This is a genomic window from Finegoldia sp. BIOML-A2, from assembly GCF_009678315.1.
Lineage (GTDB): Bacteria > Bacillota > Clostridia > Tissierellales > Peptoniphilaceae > Finegoldia > Finegoldia magna.
Genome location: NZ_WKZE01000002.1, coordinates 124,965 through 141,805, shown reverse-complemented (window position 1 = coordinate 141,805; position 16,841 = coordinate 124,965). Strand labels below are relative to the sequence as shown.

13 protein-coding genes are annotated in these 16,841 nt (G+C 29.4%); 3 read left to right on the top strand and 10 right to left on the bottom strand.

Annotated elements, in window-relative coordinates; all coding sequences use genetic code 11:
* Nucleotides 1–5 precede the first annotated feature (5 nt).
* The 4 genes from GKF99_RS02710 to GKF99_RS02695 form a co-directional block, all read right to left on the bottom strand.
* Complete coding sequence (locus GKF99_RS02710) at nt 6–473, bottom strand: tRNA (cytidine(34)-2'-O)-methyltransferase (protein ID WP_094207153.1); 468 nt, start codon at nt 471–473, stop codon at nt 6–8.
* A 143-nt stretch (nt 474–616) separates the two neighbouring features.
* Nucleotides 617–2,584, bottom strand: a complete 1,968-nt coding sequence (gene tkt, locus GKF99_RS02705) for a transketolase (protein WP_094207154.1) — start codon at nt 2,582–2,584, stop codon at nt 617–619.
* A 49-nt stretch (nt 2,585–2,633) separates the two neighbouring features.
* Nucleotides 2,634–3,704: a DNA-processing protein DprA gene (dprA, locus tag GKF99_RS02700; RefSeq protein ID WP_094207155.1), complete on the bottom strand. Its 1,071-nt coding sequence runs from the start codon at nt 3,702–3,704 to the stop codon at nt 2,634–2,636.
* A 92-nt stretch (nt 3,705–3,796) separates the two neighbouring features.
* Nucleotides 3,797–5,206: a L,D-transpeptidase family protein gene (locus GKF99_RS02695; RefSeq protein ID WP_094207156.1), complete on the bottom strand. Its 1,410-nt coding sequence runs from the start codon at nt 5,204–5,206 to the stop codon at nt 3,797–3,799.
* A 206-nt stretch (nt 5,207–5,412) separates the two neighbouring features.
* Between GKF99_RS02695 and GKF99_RS02690 the strand changes: the two genes are divergently transcribed.
* The 3 genes from GKF99_RS02690 to GKF99_RS02680 all read left to right on the top strand — a co-directional run bounded on the left by GKF99_RS02690 (nt 5,413) and on the right by GKF99_RS02680 (nt 10,217).
* Entirely contained in the window at nt 5,413–6,231 is an 819-nt protein-coding gene (locus GKF99_RS02690) for a pyruvate, water dikinase regulatory protein (RefSeq protein WP_094205708.1), read from the top strand.
* 15 nt (nt 6,232–6,246) lie between these two features.
* Nucleotides 6,247–8,877 (top strand): pyruvate, phosphate dikinase, encoded by a 2,631-nt coding sequence (gene ppdK, locus GKF99_RS02685; protein WP_094207158.1) that lies wholly within the window; start codon nt 6,247–6,249, stop codon nt 8,875–8,877.
* 110 nt (nt 8,878–8,987) lie between these two features.
* Complete coding sequence (locus tag GKF99_RS02680) at nt 8,988–10,217, top strand: peptidoglycan bridge formation glycyltransferase FemA/FemB family protein (protein WP_094207159.1); 1,230 nt, start codon at nt 8,988–8,990, stop codon at nt 10,215–10,217.
* Nucleotides 10,218–10,257: 40 nt separating this feature from the next.
* Here the strand turns inward: GKF99_RS02680 and GKF99_RS02675 are convergent, their stop codons facing one another.
* The 6 genes from GKF99_RS02675 to GKF99_RS02645 all read right to left on the bottom strand — a co-directional run bounded on the left by GKF99_RS02675 (nt 10,258) and on the right by GKF99_RS02645 (nt 16,827).
* The gene (locus tag GKF99_RS02675; RefSeq protein ID WP_154271100.1) at nt 10,258–11,598 is read right to left on the bottom strand and encodes an MATE family efflux transporter; all 1,341 of its coding nucleotides are present in this window, start codon (nt 11,596–11,598) and stop codon (nt 10,258–10,260) included.
* 13 nt (nt 11,599–11,611) lie between these two features.
* Entirely contained in the window at nt 11,612–12,490 is an 879-nt protein-coding gene (hslO, locus tag GKF99_RS02670) for an Hsp33 family molecular chaperone HslO (protein ID WP_154272610.1), read from the bottom strand.
* A gap of 52 nt (nt 12,491–12,542) precedes the next feature.
* A complete protein-coding gene (locus GKF99_RS02665) occupies nt 12,543–12,746 on the bottom strand; it encodes a cold-shock protein (protein WP_094207162.1) in 204 nt (67 codons plus the stop codon).
* A gap of 87 nt (nt 12,747–12,833) precedes the next feature.
* A complete protein-coding gene (locus tag GKF99_RS02660) occupies nt 12,834–13,550 on the bottom strand; it encodes a class I SAM-dependent methyltransferase (protein WP_094207163.1) in 717 nt (238 codons plus the stop codon).
* Nucleotides 13,543–14,064, bottom strand: coding sequence for a hypoxanthine phosphoribosyltransferase (hpt, locus tag GKF99_RS02655; protein WP_002836478.1), 522 nt, complete (start codon nt 14,062–14,064; stop codon nt 13,543–13,545). The genes GKF99_RS02660 and hpt overlap by 8 nt, the downstream gene beginning before the upstream one ends.
* Before the next feature lie 144 nt (nt 14,065–14,208).
* A complete protein-coding gene (locus tag GKF99_RS02645; RefSeq protein ID WP_154272609.1) occupies nt 14,209–16,827 on the bottom strand; it encodes a valine--tRNA ligase in 2,619 nt (872 codons plus the stop codon).
* Nucleotides 16,828–16,841 lie beyond the last annotated feature (14 nt).

Genomic DNA, 16,841 nt, shown 5'->3' with positions numbered 1-16,841 from the left:
ACCTCCTACTTTAATCCTGGAAAATCTATCTGTCTCAATGCTTCAAATAAAACTATATTGCACGAATTTGCTAAATTTAATGATCTATCAATTTCCATATTCATTGGAATCTTTATAGAATGATCATTGTGCTTAGCTACCAAATCTTTATCTATACCTGAAGATTCCTTTCCGAACACGAAAAAATCACCATCTTGATATTCAAGCTCATGATAATATTTTGTTGCAAAAGTTTCAACATAAAAAACTCTATCATTTCCTTTAATATATTCTAAAAATTCATTCATATCATCATGAATAACTAAATCAACTTTATCCCAATAATCCATGCCGGACCTCTTTAATAATTTGTCATCTAGTCTAAAGCTAAATGGCCTAACTAAATGTAATCTAGAATTAGTTAGAACACAAGTTCTTCCTATATTTCCTGTATTAGAAGGTTTCTCAGGTTCTAAAAGAACAATATTTATCATATCCACCTCTTTACGATTCTTTAACTATATTTTAATATTCCCATAAAAAATATACCATAAAAGAAATAGTATTTCAATTTTAAAAACGATTAAAATTTTAAAACAAAAAGACCATCAACACAAAATTGTTGACGGTCTGTCGATTATAAATATTGTTTTATTTTTTCAACTATTTTTTCTGTTGTAAATCCAAAGTGATCCATTATTTTACTACCTGGAGCGCTCATTCCGAACTCATCTATTCCTATATTTAATCCATTAAGTCCAGTATATTTTTGCCATCCATAAGTTGACAAACATTCAATGCTAACTCTTTTTTCAACATTTTTTGGAATAACAGAATTTTTGTATTCTTGATCTTGTTTGTCGAAAATTTCTTGACACATCATTGATACAACTTGAGCTTTAACTCCTTCTTTTTCAAGAGCTTCACTTGCATCTAATGCAAGCTTAACTTCAGAACCTGTTGCTATTATAACTAAATCAGGAGAATTTTGTTTTTTAAGAATATATCCACCCTTTAGAGCTTCTTCGTTAGTTTCTTTTAAATTTACTAATTTTTGTCTAGATAATACTAAAGCTGTTGGTGTTTCTTTATTTTCTAATGCTATCTTGTATGCCATTGATGTTTCAAATCCATCAGCAGGTCTAATAGTATTAAGATTTGGAATAGTTCTAAGCATTGCTAATTGTTCTATTGGTTCATGAGTAGGTCCGTCTTCTCCAACACCAATTGAATCATGAGTCAATATATATAGAACTTGTCTCTTCATTAAAGATGACAATCTCATCGCTGGTTTTAAATAATCTGAAAAAATCATAAATGTAGCGCAATAAGGAATTAATCCACCATATAAACTTATACCATTCGTGATAGCAGCCATTGCGTGTTCTCTAACACCGAATTGTATGTTCCTTCCGGATCTATTTGTTTGCGTAAATACATCTAAACCATCCATAAATGTTTTATTAGATGGAGCTAAATCCGCAGATCCTCCAACAATATTTAATTGTTTATCTTTTAATCTATTTAATAAAACATGTGAGTATGATCTTGTAGCATCATCTTTTTCGAAGCTAGTAAACTCTTTAGATGTTAAATATTCTTCATCAATTTCTTTAGATAAGAATTTCATTAATTTATCATAAAGGTCTTTGTGAGTGTGTTTGTAGTCTTCAAACATACTTTCCCATTCAGAATAATATTTTTCCTTTTCTGAAGTTGATTGCGCAAAAAGTTCCTTAACTTCTTGAGGAATATAGAATTCTTCTGTAAAGTCCAATCCTAATTTTTCTTTTAAACTTGGAATGTTTTCTGCACCAATTGGAGCTCCATGCGCTTTTGCAGTTCCTTCAACAACACTTCCATAACCTATTTTTGTTTTTATTTCAATAAATGATGGTTTATCTGTTGTTTTCGCAAGTTCTATAGTTTCTCTTATTTTTTCTATATCATTTCCATCTTCTACAAAATAAGTATCCCAGCCTAACGCTTCATATCTAGCTCTGACATTTTCCGAGAAAATATTTTTTGTATCGCCTTCAATTGTTATATTGTTAGAATCATATAAACAAATCAATTTTGAAAGTTTTAATGATCCAGCTATTGAACTAGCTTCATTAGTAATTCCTTCTTGAAGACAACCGTCACCAACAATTGTGTAAGTATAGTTGTCAAAAATTTTGTGGTTTTCAGTATTAAATTGGCTAGCCATATATTCTTGAGCAATTGCCATACCAACAGCCATGCTCAATCCTTGTCCTAAAGGACCAGTCGTAGCATCAATTCCTTTTGTATGCAAATATTCTGGATGTCCTGGTGTTAAGCTGTTGTATTGTCTAAATTCTTTTAAATCATCAACGGTTATTCCAAATCCAAATAAATGTAAAAGCGAATATAACATTGCAGACCCATGTCCAGCTGATAAAATAAATCTGTCCCTATTTATCCAATCGCTGTGTTTCGGTGAAAAATGCATTATGTCATTAAATAATGTAAATGTCATAGGGCTTGCACCTAAAGGAAGTCCAGGGTGGCCTGAATTCGCTTTTTGAATCATTTCTACAGATAATAATCTAATAGTATTAATAGCTAATTGTTTTTTGTCCATATCATTCTCCTCTATAAAATTCCAATGTTATTATATCACATTATTTAATCTACTTTAATGAGTATTTGCTTCCAATATCCACAACAATTCCCAACAATTCCATTTTTGTTAAACTCATCAATACATCAGATATATCTTCATTTAATTTTATAGAAATTTCATCTGGTGAATTGGCGTCAATTTTCAATAAATTATATATTTTACGTTCTAAATCATTCAAATCAAAACTTAATTGTGGCTTTTCTATATATTTATTTTGAAATTCAGGGATTTGAGTTATAATATCCAAAACGTCGGTTAATATGTAAGCTCCATCTTTTATTAATTGATTAGTTCCAGTTGAATATACTGAATTAATATTTCCGGGAACTGCAAATATATCTCTACCTTGAGACAAGGCATAAGATGATGTAATTAATGTACCGCTCTTCTCTTTTGCTTCAATAACGACAGTGGCAAGTGATAAACCAGAAATAATTCTATTTCTAAATGGAAAATTATATGGCAATGGTGCTATTCCAAAAGGATATTCACTCATAATTACTCCGTTATGTGAAGAAATCATATCTTGAAACACTCTATAATTACTCCTTGGATAAACTTGATCTATTCCACACCCTAAAACTCCAATTGTTTTATTATTATTTTCAAGAGAAGTTTGATGAGAAATTTTGTCTATACCAAGAGCCAATCCACTAACAACTGGTATTTTATATTGTGATATTTCAGATACAAATTTTTTACATGCATAAGATCCATATTGACTACATTTTCTAGCTCCTACAAATGAAACACAATTATCGAAATCTCCAGTCAAATCACCTTTATAGTACAAAGTATATGGTGCATCATCTATTTCAAGTAATTTTTTCGGATATTTTGAATCACCATATGTAGTAAATTTTATACTATTTTTCCATAATTTTTCTTTGTACAAATTTATATCGAAATTTTTCATATTTTTTAGAATAAATTCGTAAATTTTAGGATCTACTTCTAAAAGTTTTTTTGCATTATCGTAGATAATATCATCTAGTGTATTATAGTTTTCAATAATTGGACCTATCCAATTATAATTCGTGTTTAAACTACTCAAAAATAATAATAAATCTGAATCCATAATTTACCCCTTTTCTTTACATATAGAATACCATTAATATTTATTTTTTTACAATAAAAAAAGTCGACTATTATAAAATAATCGACTAATTTTTAATAGATTACAACTGGCATTCCATTTTCAGCCGAATTGAAAATTGTACGAACATGATTTATAGGAGTATTTATACAACCATGACTTCCAGCACCATTAAAGATTTGTCCACCGTAGGCGGCCCTTCCCTTTGTATCGTGAATTCCTACACCAGTATAGTCAATTTGCATCCAATAATCTACATGAACTTTATATTTTGATCCGTCTGGATTAAATCCTCTTAAAAATCTATCAGTTTCTTTTGACCAAATTTCAAATAATCCTGTTGGTGTTTCGTGGTCAATTGATGGATCTCCTGTAACAACAGGTGTGTCTAATACTAGTTTACCATCTTTAAAATACCACAGATGTTGTGATCCCAAGCTTATTTCAATATAACTCTTTCCTAAAACTCCATTATTACGACTTCTTCTACTATAAACTAAATCACTATCTATAGTTTTCCCATTTTTCAAAGCATCAGTAATTAAAGCTACAGTTTGTTTTTTGTTAATTTCATTTCCAAAAACTTTTGCTTTAACTTTAATAGATTTACCATTATGAGTTGTAAAATCAAAATCTTTTCCAACAACTTCAAATTTTTCTTTTAAATCATCTACAAAAATTCTAACCTTTTTATCTTCAAACTTATAATTCTCATCTAAAAATATAGAATTATCTTCTATTTTTTGTGATTCTCCGTTTGGCAATTTTAAGGTAATAGAAGCTTTTGCAATATTTTCAAGTTCTTTTTTGTTTGGCTCCAATGATTTTTTTGTAACTTGAGGATTAATATATTCTGAAGATAATTTGATTTCATCCTTGTGTTCATTAAATCCTTTTATTACGGATTCACAAACTTTATCCAAATCAAGCTTATTACCTAATTCTTCAGGTTTGATTATTGCTTTTTTGTTTTCAAAAATCAATTGGGCGTTTTTAGGTTCTTTGATATTTTTAAATAACTCACTATTTTTTAAGGTTTCTTTTAATTTATCAGAATCTACACTTTTCTTAACTTTTACATCTGTTTCTATTCCTTTTATAAGTTCTACTGGCCACAAAAAACCATGTTGCACATAGGTTTGATTTTCCAAAGCAACTTGTTTTAAACCAGCTTGTGAATTATTCAATTCAACAGTTTTATTATCTCTTCCGATAATTGATGTGGTTTGTTCATCAAAAATATTTTTAACATCAGAAATTTTTCTTACACCTAAATTTTCACCATTAATTTTCGCGTTAGGATAAGTCATGAAGCTAAAAAATATTGAAACCAATATATAAATACCTAAAAGAATTGATACAACCCAAATCCATGAGTGTGATTTTTGTGATTCTTTCAGTTTATAAATACTATTATTTTTTGAAGACTCATTATTTACTTGACTAGTTTTATTGTCTTCATCTTTTTGTAAATCATCTTTCAATTTATCACCTTCTATTAATTATTTCTGTACCTAGAATGATATCATAAATACACAACACTAGTAAACATTTATATTAAATTATACTTTTTCTATAATCTATACTTAATTAAATTTGTGATAATTTTAAATAAAATAACAAAGATTTGCTTTAAAATTGTAAAAAATGATGTATAATTAAATTGATGATACAAATAAAGGGGTGAATTATGGAAAATATTAATCTGGTAGTTTTATCCGATTCTACCGGGGACACAGGTGATCAAATAGCAAGAGCCGCTTTAGCTCAATTTGATATTACTTGTGAAAATGCTAAATTTCACTTATTTGGACATATCCGATCTATCGAGCATCTTAATTCTACATTACAAAAATGCTTAGAAATGGATAATATTATCATATATTATAGTTTAGTTGAAGAAAGTTTAATTGATAGTTTAAAGAAATTTTGTGATATGAATAATCTCATATCGGTAGATATTTTAACTCCATCAATTGTAGCCATCCAAAGGCTAACCAAACGATCTCCGGCAACAAATCCAGGTGCATTACGTAAACTTGACGAACATTATTTTAGAAGAATTGATGCAATTGAATTTGCTGTAAGATATGATGATGGAAAAGATCCAAGAGGAGTCGCTAGAGCTGATATAACAATTATTGGTGTTTCTAGAACTTCGAAAACACCATTATCTATGTATCTTGCAAATAAGCATTACAAAGTTTGCAACATTCCACTTGTACCAGAGTCACCAGTCCCAAAGGAACTTTTTGAAATCGAACCAAAAAGAGTCATCGGTCTTACTAACTCTCCTGATAAGCTAAACAAAATCAGAAAAGAAAGACTAAAATCTATGGGATTGCCAACTGAAAGTACATACTCTGATTTGGGTAGAATACTTGACGAATTAGATTATGCTGAGAAGGTAATGAAGAAAATCGGATGTCCTATTATAAACGTTTCTGACAGAGCAATTGAAGAAACGGCAGAAGTTATTATCAGACATCTAAAAAAAATGAATGATTAAAAAGGAGTTTTTTAAATGACAGAAAAATATGTTTACAGTTTTAAAGAAGGTAATAAAGACATGCGAAGCCTTCTTGGTGGAAAAGGTGCCAACTTAGCCGAAATGACTAATATGGATATACCTGTTCCAACAGGATTTACTATTACTACTGAAGCTTGTAACAAATTTTATCAAGAAGATGAAAAATTATGGGATGGATTATTTGAAGAAATCAAATCTCATATTGAAGAAACAGAAAAAGAATTAAACAAGAAATTTTCCGATGAAGAAAATCCTCTACTATTTTCTGTTCGTTCTGGCGCTGTAATATCTATGCCAGGTATGATGGACACAATCTTAAACCTAGGTTTAAATGATAAATCTGTTATCGGTTTAGCCAAATCAACTAATAACGAAAGATTTGCTTATGATTCTTATAGAAGATTTATTCAAATGTTTTCAGATGTTGCAAGAGAAATTCCTAAAGTATTATTTGAAAACGAATTAGATAAAGTGAAAGAAGAAAAAAACGTTACAGATGATACAGATCTTGATAGCGAAGATTTAAAGAAAATTGTTGAAAAATTCAAACAAATCTACAAAGAAGAAATGGGCGAAGATTTTCCACAAGACCCTATCGATCAATTGAGATATGCAATAGAAGCAGTTTTTAGATCTTGGAATAATCCTAGAGCCAAAATTTATAGACAATTAAACGGCATCGATGATAAATTAGGTACTGCAGTAAACATTCAATCAATGGTATTCGGTAACATGGGAAATACATCTGGAACAGGTGTTGCATTCTCAAGAAACCCTGCAACAGGTGAAAACAAATTATTTGGTGAATTCTTAATGAATGCACAAGGTGAAGATGTTGTTGCTGGTATAAGAACTCCTCAACCAATCAGTCAATTACAAGACGTTATGCCTGAAGTGTATGAACAATTCCATTCTATAACTAAAAGATTAGAAGAACACTACAGAGATATGCAAGATTTGGAATTCACAATTGAAAATTCTAAATTATATTTACTTCAAACTAGAAACGGAAAAAGAACGGCTATCAGCGCACTAAATGTCGCAGTAGATCAAGTAAATGAAGGTTTAATTTCAAAAGAAGAAGCTATTTTAAGAATCGAACCAAATAGTTTAAATCAACTCCTACACCCTACTTTTGATCAAAAAGAATTAGAAAATGCTGAAGTTATTACAAAAGGTTTAGCTGCTTCACCTGGAGCTGCTAGTGGTCACGTTTATTTTAGTGCTGAAGATTGTAAAACAGCTGCATCTAAAGGCATTAAATCAATATTAGTTCGTCAAGAAACATCTCCTGAAGATATTGAAGGTATGATTAAAGCTGAAGGTATATTAACTGCCAGAGGAGGTATGACATCTCACGCTGCAGTAGTTGCACGTGGAATGGGTGCATGTTGTGTAGCAGGTGCTAGTGAAATAAGAGTAGACGAAGAAAACAAAGTAATCAGAGGTAAAAACATCGAAATCAAAGAAGGAGATTTGATTTCATTAGATGGTAGCACTGGATATGTTTATAAAGGAGAAATTTCTAAGGTAAGTCCAGAACTTACTGGTAACTTTGCCCAATTTATGCAATGGGTTGATGAAATTAAAAGATTAGGTGTAAAAACTAATGCAGATACTCCAAAAGATGCACATCAAGCAAAAGAATTTGGTGCTGAAGGAATTGGATTAACAAGAACTGAGCACATGTTCTTCAACGAAGAAAGAATTCCAATCGTTAGACAAATGATTCTCTCAAACACTACCGAAAGAAGACAAAAAGCTCTTGATAAATTAAGACCTTTCCAAGAAGAAGACTTTTACAACATTTACAAAGAAATGGGAGATTTATCAGTTACTATTAGACTTTTAGATCCACCACTTCATGAATTCTTACCAAAAGAAAAACATGATATTGAAGAATTAGCGAAAGAAATGGATTTAACTTATGATGAAGTAAATGATATTATTTTAGAACTTCACGAAGTAAACCCAATGCTTGGACACAGAGGTTGTAGACTAGCTGTAACTTATCCAGAAATTTATAGAATGCAAGCAAGAGCAATTATTAGCGCTGCTCTAAAAGTTAAAGAAGAAACTTCACATGAAATAGTTCCTCAAATTATGATTCCGCTTGTTGGAGAAAAGAGAGAATTAAAATACGTTAAGGATCAAATAATTGAAGAAATCAATCAAGTATTTGAAGAAACAAATCAAAAATTAGATTATGAAATTGGTACTATGATTGAAATACCAAGAGCTTGTTTAATGGCTGATGAAATTGCCGAAGAAGCTGACTTCTTCAGTTTTGGTACAAATGACTTAACTCAAATGTCATTCGGTTTCTCAAGAGATGATGCTGGTAAGTTCTTATCAGAATATAAAGAAAAGAAAATCTATTCAAGAAGTCCATTTGAAAGATTAGACCAAGAAGGTGTTGGTCAGCTAATCAAAATTGCTATTGAAAGAGGTAAATCTTCAAATCCTGATTTACACGTAGGTATTTGCGGTGAACATGGTGGAGATCCTGAAAGTGTTGAATTCTGTCACAGAATTGGATTAGATTATGTATCTTGTTCCCCATACAGAGTTCCAATCGCAAGATTAGCAGCAGCTCAAGCAGCAGCAAGAGAAAAATTAAAATAATTAGTTTTATTAGATAGAGTAACTATGTTTACTCTATCTTTTTTTGATTTCTAATAACTTATTATGGGAACAATTTATGGTATAATGTATGAAGTTAAGGAAGTGATAAAATGGCTTACGAAATGATTACACTTAGTAGTGAAGAACATGATAATTTTGTTAAAAACCATAAATATGGAGAATTAAATCAAATATATAAATGGCAATTTGTAAAAAAAGGATGGATTGGAAAAAATATTGGAATAAAAAAAGATGGCAAACTTGTTGGTGCCTGTTTAATTTTATTGAGAAAACTCCCGGTTCTTCCCTATTATTTTGCTTATGCTCCAAAAGGACCTGTGATTGACTATGAAAATAAAGATGATTTAAAATCAACAATCCAAATTTTAAAGGATTTTTGCAAACAAAACAATGTTTTTTCTTTGAAATTTGACCCTCAAGTTTCTGTGGAAATTGATGGATTAATTGACTACTTAAAAGAACTTGGATGTTATCATCATGGTTTAAAAAAAGGGTTAGAATATAATCAACCTAGATATTATATGATAACTGATATAGATAAATCTGAAAAAGAAGTTATGAATTCTTTTCAATCTAGAACTAAAAGTGTTGTAAAAAAATCTTTAAAAAATGGACTTGTATGTAAAAGATGCGACAAGAATGAATTATTTAAGTTTTCAAAATTAATGGAAATTACAGCTAAAAGAGATGAATTCAATCACAGAAGTCATGAATATTTCGAGAATTTATATGATGTTTTAGCTCCAGATAATGATTGTGAACTGTATCTAACTAAACTTATACCTTCAAGTGTAAAGAAATCCAATGAAGATGAATTGGATCAAATAGATAAACAAGAACTCAAAACTAAAAATAAATTAGAAAAGGATATAACAGAAGAGAAAAAGAATAATTTTTTAAAGGAACTAGATGTATTAGATAATAGAAGAAAAAGATGTAAAGATTTAATCGAGCAAATGAATGGATACATCGAAAATGGTGTTGATGAAATTGTATTATCAGGAGCATTACTAACTTTTTGTGGCAAAAAATCATACTATCTTTACGGAGCATCTTCAAATGATTTTAGAGATTTAAGTCCAAATTATTTAATGCAATGGACTATGATGAAAAGAGCTATAGAAAAAGGATGCACATCGTATGATTTCGGAGGAGTATCAGGTTATACTCCAGAAGATAATGTAGTAGACCATGAAGCCGGACTATATGAATTTAAGAAAAGATTTGGCACCGAAATGCTAGCTACAATTGGAGAGTTTGACATAGTATTTAATAAATTTATCAATAAATTATTTGAGTTCGCTTTAAATCACAGATAATATAAAACTAGGATTGATATAATAATCAATCCTAGTTTTTTTAATCCAATAGATATTTTAATTTATTTTTGTACACTTTTCTGTAAAATACAATAAACAAGCTAATTCCCTTACATATAACAAGTGAAGATATAATTACCCATATCCATTCAATTCTCAAGTTATTATACATAACCAAAAGGGACAATGGAATTCTGATGAAATTAAATATAATTCCGTTTATAGAAGGATACTTAGTTAATGAAATTCCATTCAAAAATCCAGTAGTAGCTATTTCTACACACATAAATATTTCAGAAATTGATAATATTCTTAAATACACTACCCCTATATTTAAAGTATCAGGATCATCTGGAATAAATAGCTTAAATAATTGAGGAGCAAAAGTGAATAAGAATATAGTTGTGAATATTCCTATACCTACACATATTTTCATTCCTTTTTTATAACCTTCCATTACTCTGGAATAGTTTTTCGCTCCATTATTTTGAGCAATAAAGGTAGATAATGCAACACTGAATCCACCTACAGTTAACCATGTAATAGATTCTATTTGATTGCCTATTTTTTGTGCAGCTATAGCTTCTTTTCCCCAATGAGCTATAATAGCAGCCATTATTATAGAAAACGTCGCAAAAAGGCATTCTTGGAGGGCTATAGGAAATCCTAAATCAAAAAGTCTCTTTGCATAAATTAAATGCATTTTTTCCTTCAAATATTTAAAATATTCAAATCTAACTATCATAAACATGATACATGCGGACATTTGAGCTATGAAAGTTGCAAGAGCAGCCCCTTTTATTCCCATTGGTTTTATAAATCCAAATCCAAATATCAAAACAGGGTCTAACACTATATTAATTCCCAAAGCAATTGTGTTTATTATAAAAGGAATTTTACTTTCACCTTGTCCATTTAAAATTCCAGTTAGAACTGGATTTATAAAGTTGAAAAATATTGAAGCTACAAAGAATCCGTAATATTCAAAAGCTAGTTTTGTGACCGATTCATCCAGATTAAAGAAATGTATTATTTGTACTTTAAATAAAACCATTAATAAAATAAATACAAATCCAACTATTAAGGCAAATTTTATCGCATTAGATATGTATTTTTGTACAGAATCCATATCCTTTTTACCAATGCAATCTGCTACAGATATTTGTACACCTACGCTTAGCATCATACATATCGCATAACTCAACCATCCAAAAAACCCTACAGTTCCAGCCGCAGCTACTGCTTCTATAGACAATCTTCCCAACCAAAATAAGTCCATCAGATTATAACTCATCTGTATAAAAGATGTTGCCATAATCGGTAATGATAAGCTTATTAATTCCTTATAAATATTACCTTCAGTAAGATTTCTAGTTTTCAATTAACACCATCCTTTATATATTATCCCTTAATTTTATCAAGTCTTCTTTAGTAAAATTGTATTTTTCATGGCAAAAATCACATACTAATTCAGCCTTTCCATCCTCTTCAATCAATTCATTTAACGTTTCCTTTCCCAATGAAATCAAAGATTTTTCAACTCTATCTCTATTGCAATCACATAAATATTTTACTTCTTTTTCACCCAATAATTTTAAATCAAAGTCTGCAAAAAATTGATTTAAAACGTCAAAAGGATTTTCATGATTTACAAATAGAGAAGAAATTGGTGGGAAATTATTAATATCTTTTTCCAATTTATCAATTAATGATTCATCATATCCTGGCAATGCTTGAATAAATAATCCTCCAGCGCTTTTTATCGATAAATCAGTATCTACCAAGACACCTAAAGCCACAACTGTTGGTCTTTGATCAGATTGATAGAAGTAATTACTTAAATCTTCAGCTATTTCACCACTAACTAAACTAGTTTGACCTATATAAGGTTCCTTTAATTTAAAATCTTTTATAACAGTAAGTAGACCATCATTTCCTACAAAATTACCAACATCCAATTTTTTATTAGATTTTGATGTCAAATCAACTTCTGGATGACTTACATAACTCTTTACCTCTCCTCTACCGTTAACTGTAGAAATTAACATTCCACCTGGTCCGTTTCCTTGTAAATTTAATGTAATATTGTGTTTGTCATTTTTTAATTCGTGACTCATAATTGAAGCCATTGTACTTAATCTTCCCAACGCAGCGGATGCTGTTGCTGATGTATTATGAATATTTTTTACTGATTGTACTAACTCCGTAGAATCTACAATTATAAATCTAAATGATTCTGTAGAATCGGTAGCAATATATAATTTATTTATCATATAACCTCCAAATAAAAAACCCCCTAAAAAGGGGCATATTAATAATATTTTATTATAATTTTTTTACATTACAAGCTTGAAGACCTCTAGGTCCATCGGCGATATCGAATTCAACTTCTTGATTTTCTTCTAGTTTTCTATATTCTCCGTTATCTTCCAATGCAGTATAATGCACAAATATATCTCCATGATCTTCTGTTGAGATAAATCCGAATCCTTTTGTAGCATTAAACCATTTTACAGTTCCTTTTGTCATATTTCCTCCAATATTTAACGTAGTTTTCATTTACTATACTAATATAACATACACAATAAAAATATACAACGAAATAATTATCGTTACTTAATAACATATAAATAATGCACGTTGGGTACAATTATTAAGAGTTTTACCTGTATCAAAATCTATTATTTTAACAGTATTAAATCCACTATTGTACAACATAAATCTTAGTGCATCCAAACTATAAACTTTTTCTGTTTGAGTTTCTCTAATCCTTTGATAAGAATTATCCTGATTTTTCAAAAAAAAGTCAATATAAAAATCTATCAAATTATCTTCTTCATAATATTGATTAACCCAAGTATAAAAAATATCATCATATTCATACACAAAGTGATTGTTACCCATTACTTCTATTAGCTTATAAGGAGTGTTTACATCAAACATAAACACTCCTGTACAATTTACATTAATATTTGAGAACAAATTCTGTAGTTTTTCTGAGTCTAGTATATAGTTTATTGTATCTAAAGTAGAAAAAATAAAATCATAATTTTTTGTTAATTCTAATTGACATAAATCCTCATTAATAATACTGATATTAGGAAATTTATCTGCACAAATTTTCAACATTTCTTTACTAAGATCCACTCCAGTATAATTAATTGAGGCGTTATAGAAGTATTTTGTCATATTTCCACTACCGATTCCTAACTCAAGAATAGATTTTGGTTTTATGTCTAATTTTTTTAATTCTTTTTTGATAACTTCAGAATACTCTTCATAATCAATATCAAAAGTTAATTTATCATAAATATACGCAAATTCTTTATACATCTTGATTCCAAATGAAAATGTAAGGTATATTTCGATATGATGATTTATAGTTCAAACCATAACCAACTATAAAAACATCATCAATTTCAAAACCAACGTAATCAGCGTTATACTCAACTTGTCTTCTGCTTGGTTTATCGAGCAATACACATGTTTTAACACTTTTTGGATTTTTTTGTTTAATATATTCCAAAGTATTTACGATTGTATTTCCAGAATCAATAATGTCATCAACTATTAACACATCATAGTTTTCTAAATTTTCTCTTACATCAGTAAGAATTTTTACTTTACCTGTTGATTTTTCAGCGTCTTCATAAGAAGATGTAGTCATAAAATCAATACAAATTGGCATATCTATCTGTCTAACCAAATCAGACATGAACATAAAACTTCCTCTAAGAAGAGATACTACACATAAATTTTTATCTTTGTAATCTTTGGTAATTTGAGCACCTAATTCTTTAACTTTTTCTTTAATTTGTTGTTCACTTAATAATATTTCTTCTTTCATTATTCACCCCTGTATTTGTATTAATTATATTCTCATCTATCTTTTTTTCAATCTTCTTTAATGATAATAAAATTTTATTTAAAGTATATTGTACGCTGACCAACACCATAATCAAAACAAAATCAAATATGATTTCGAATTTCATTACATATTTTCCTTAATAGAACTAATAGAATTATTAATATCGTCGATTAAATGTGAATATTTTTCGACTTTTTCTTTTTCTTTTTCTACAAGGGCTTCAGGAGCACCTTTTAAGAATCCTTCATTTTTTAGTTTTGATTCTGCTCTCTTTAATTCCGATTTAGCAGTATTTAATTCTTTTTCTAGTCTTTCTAATTCTTTAGAATAATCGATTAAATCATTCAAAGGAATGATAATCTTATAGGAATCTTTAACAATTACTATATTATTATCTTCTGATATATCTTCGTTAACCTTATATTCGTTAATAGAAACACTTGATCTAAATAGTGACTCTAGTTGTTTAAAATCGTCTTCCAAACTCTTATCAGATGTCAATATATATATATCAGATTGTTTTTTAGGTGCAATATTCATTTCTTGTCTAGAATTTCTAATACTAATTACAGATTCAACTAACTTGTCAATAATTTGTTCTTCGTTTTTATATGATTTTGTTTCAGAATATTTTGGCCATGTTTCATTAATTAACATATCATTTTTATTTGGAAGATAGCTATAAATTTCTTCTGTGATATATGGCATAAATGGATGTAATAATTTTATTACATTAGTCAATGTATAAATCAAAACTGAGATTGCAGATTCTTTTAAAATAGAATCGTCCCCATAAAGTCTTGGTTTAACTAGTTCAATGTACCAATCGCAGAATACATTCCAAGTAAAATCATATATTTTTTCAGCTGCTATACCAATTTCGTATTTATTTAAATTAGTAGATACTTCATCAATTACATCATTTAAACTAGATATAATCCACTTATCTTCAATTTGTAATTCAACATCATCTATATTTTTTACATCATCTTCTACATTCATGAAAACAAATCGAGATGCGTTCCATAATTTATTACAGAAATTTCTATTAGCTTCAACTTTTTCCATGTAGAATCTTGAATCATTTCCTGGAGTATTACCAGTAATTAATGCAAATCTTAAAGCATCAGCTCCATATTGATCTATAACTTCTATCGGATCAATACCATTTCCCAAAGATTTTGACATTTTTCTTCCTTGAGAGTCTTTAACTAATCCTGTCAAGTAAACATCTTTGAAAGGAACTTCCCCCAAATTATAAAGTGAAGAGAATACCATTCTAATTACCCAGAAGAAAATAATATCGTATCCAGTAACTAACACATTTGTAGGGAAGAAATATTTCAAATCTTCTGTTTCGTTTGGCCAACCTAATGTTGAAAATGGCCATAACGCAGATGAAAACCATGTATCCAAAGTGTCTGGATCTTGAGTATATTTTTCAGGGTCTGGATTTTTTCTTGCAACTACAACTTCACCTGTTTCATTATGGTAATAAACCGGAAGTCTATGTCCCCACCATAATTGGCGAGAAATACACCAATCTCTAATGTTTTCTAACCAATTTACATAAACTTTTTCGAATCTTTTTGGAATAAATCTAATTTCTTCATTTTTATAAGCGTCTAAAGCTAATTTTGCTAACTTATCCATCTTAACAAACCATTGTTTACTGATTAATGGCTCAACAGTAGTATGGCATCTTTCACAATGACCTACAGCATGTTCATGTTCTTTTACTGAATCTAGTTGTCCGATTTTTTCCAAATCTTCGATAATTAATTTTCTTGCTTCATATCTATCTAATCTAGAATATTTACCATATCCTTCAACAATCTTTGCATCCTCATCAATTACAACACATTGACCTAGCTCATGTCTTGCACCTACTTCAAAGTCATTAGGATCATGTGAAGGAGTAATCTTAACAATTCCAGTTCCAAATTCCATATCCACATAGCTATCAGCAATAACTTTAATTTCTCTATTAACTAATGGTAATATCAAAGTTTTTCCAACAATGTCAGTATATCTTTCATCATCTGGATTTACAGCGACTGCCAAATCACCCAATAATGTTTCTGGTCTAGTAGTAGCTATTACAATATAATCATCAGAATCCTTGAATTTATATCTAATATTCCAAAAATGTCCCGATTCATCTTCGTGGACAACTTCTATGTCGCTTATTGCAGTATGACAATTTGGACACCAATTTACAATTCTGTCACCTTGATAAATCAAATCATCATTGTACATTTTTATAAATACTTCTTCTACTGCTTCTGTTAAATTGTCATCAAGAGTAAAAGCTTCTCTACTCCAATCACAAGATACACCTAATTTTTTTAATTGATTTTTGATATTTCCACCGTATTCACGTGTCCAGTCCCAAGATGCTTCCAAAAATCCATCTCTGCCTAAAGATTCTTTGGATTTTCCTTCTTCTTTTAATTTACTTACAACTTTTGCTTCAGTTGCAATACTAGCATGGTCTGTTCCTGGAACCCAAAGAGCACTATATCCATCCATTCTATTTTTTCTAATCAAAATATCTTGTATAGTGTTATTTAACGCATGACCTAGGTGTAAATTACCTGTTACATTTGGTGGTGGCATTACAATTGTAAATGGTTTTTTATCATTATCAATAACGCCTTTGAAGTAACCTTCATTTTCCCAAATTTTATATATTTTATCTTCAAAATCTTTTGGATTGTAATTTTTTTCTAAATTCTTCATAATTCTCCTAAATT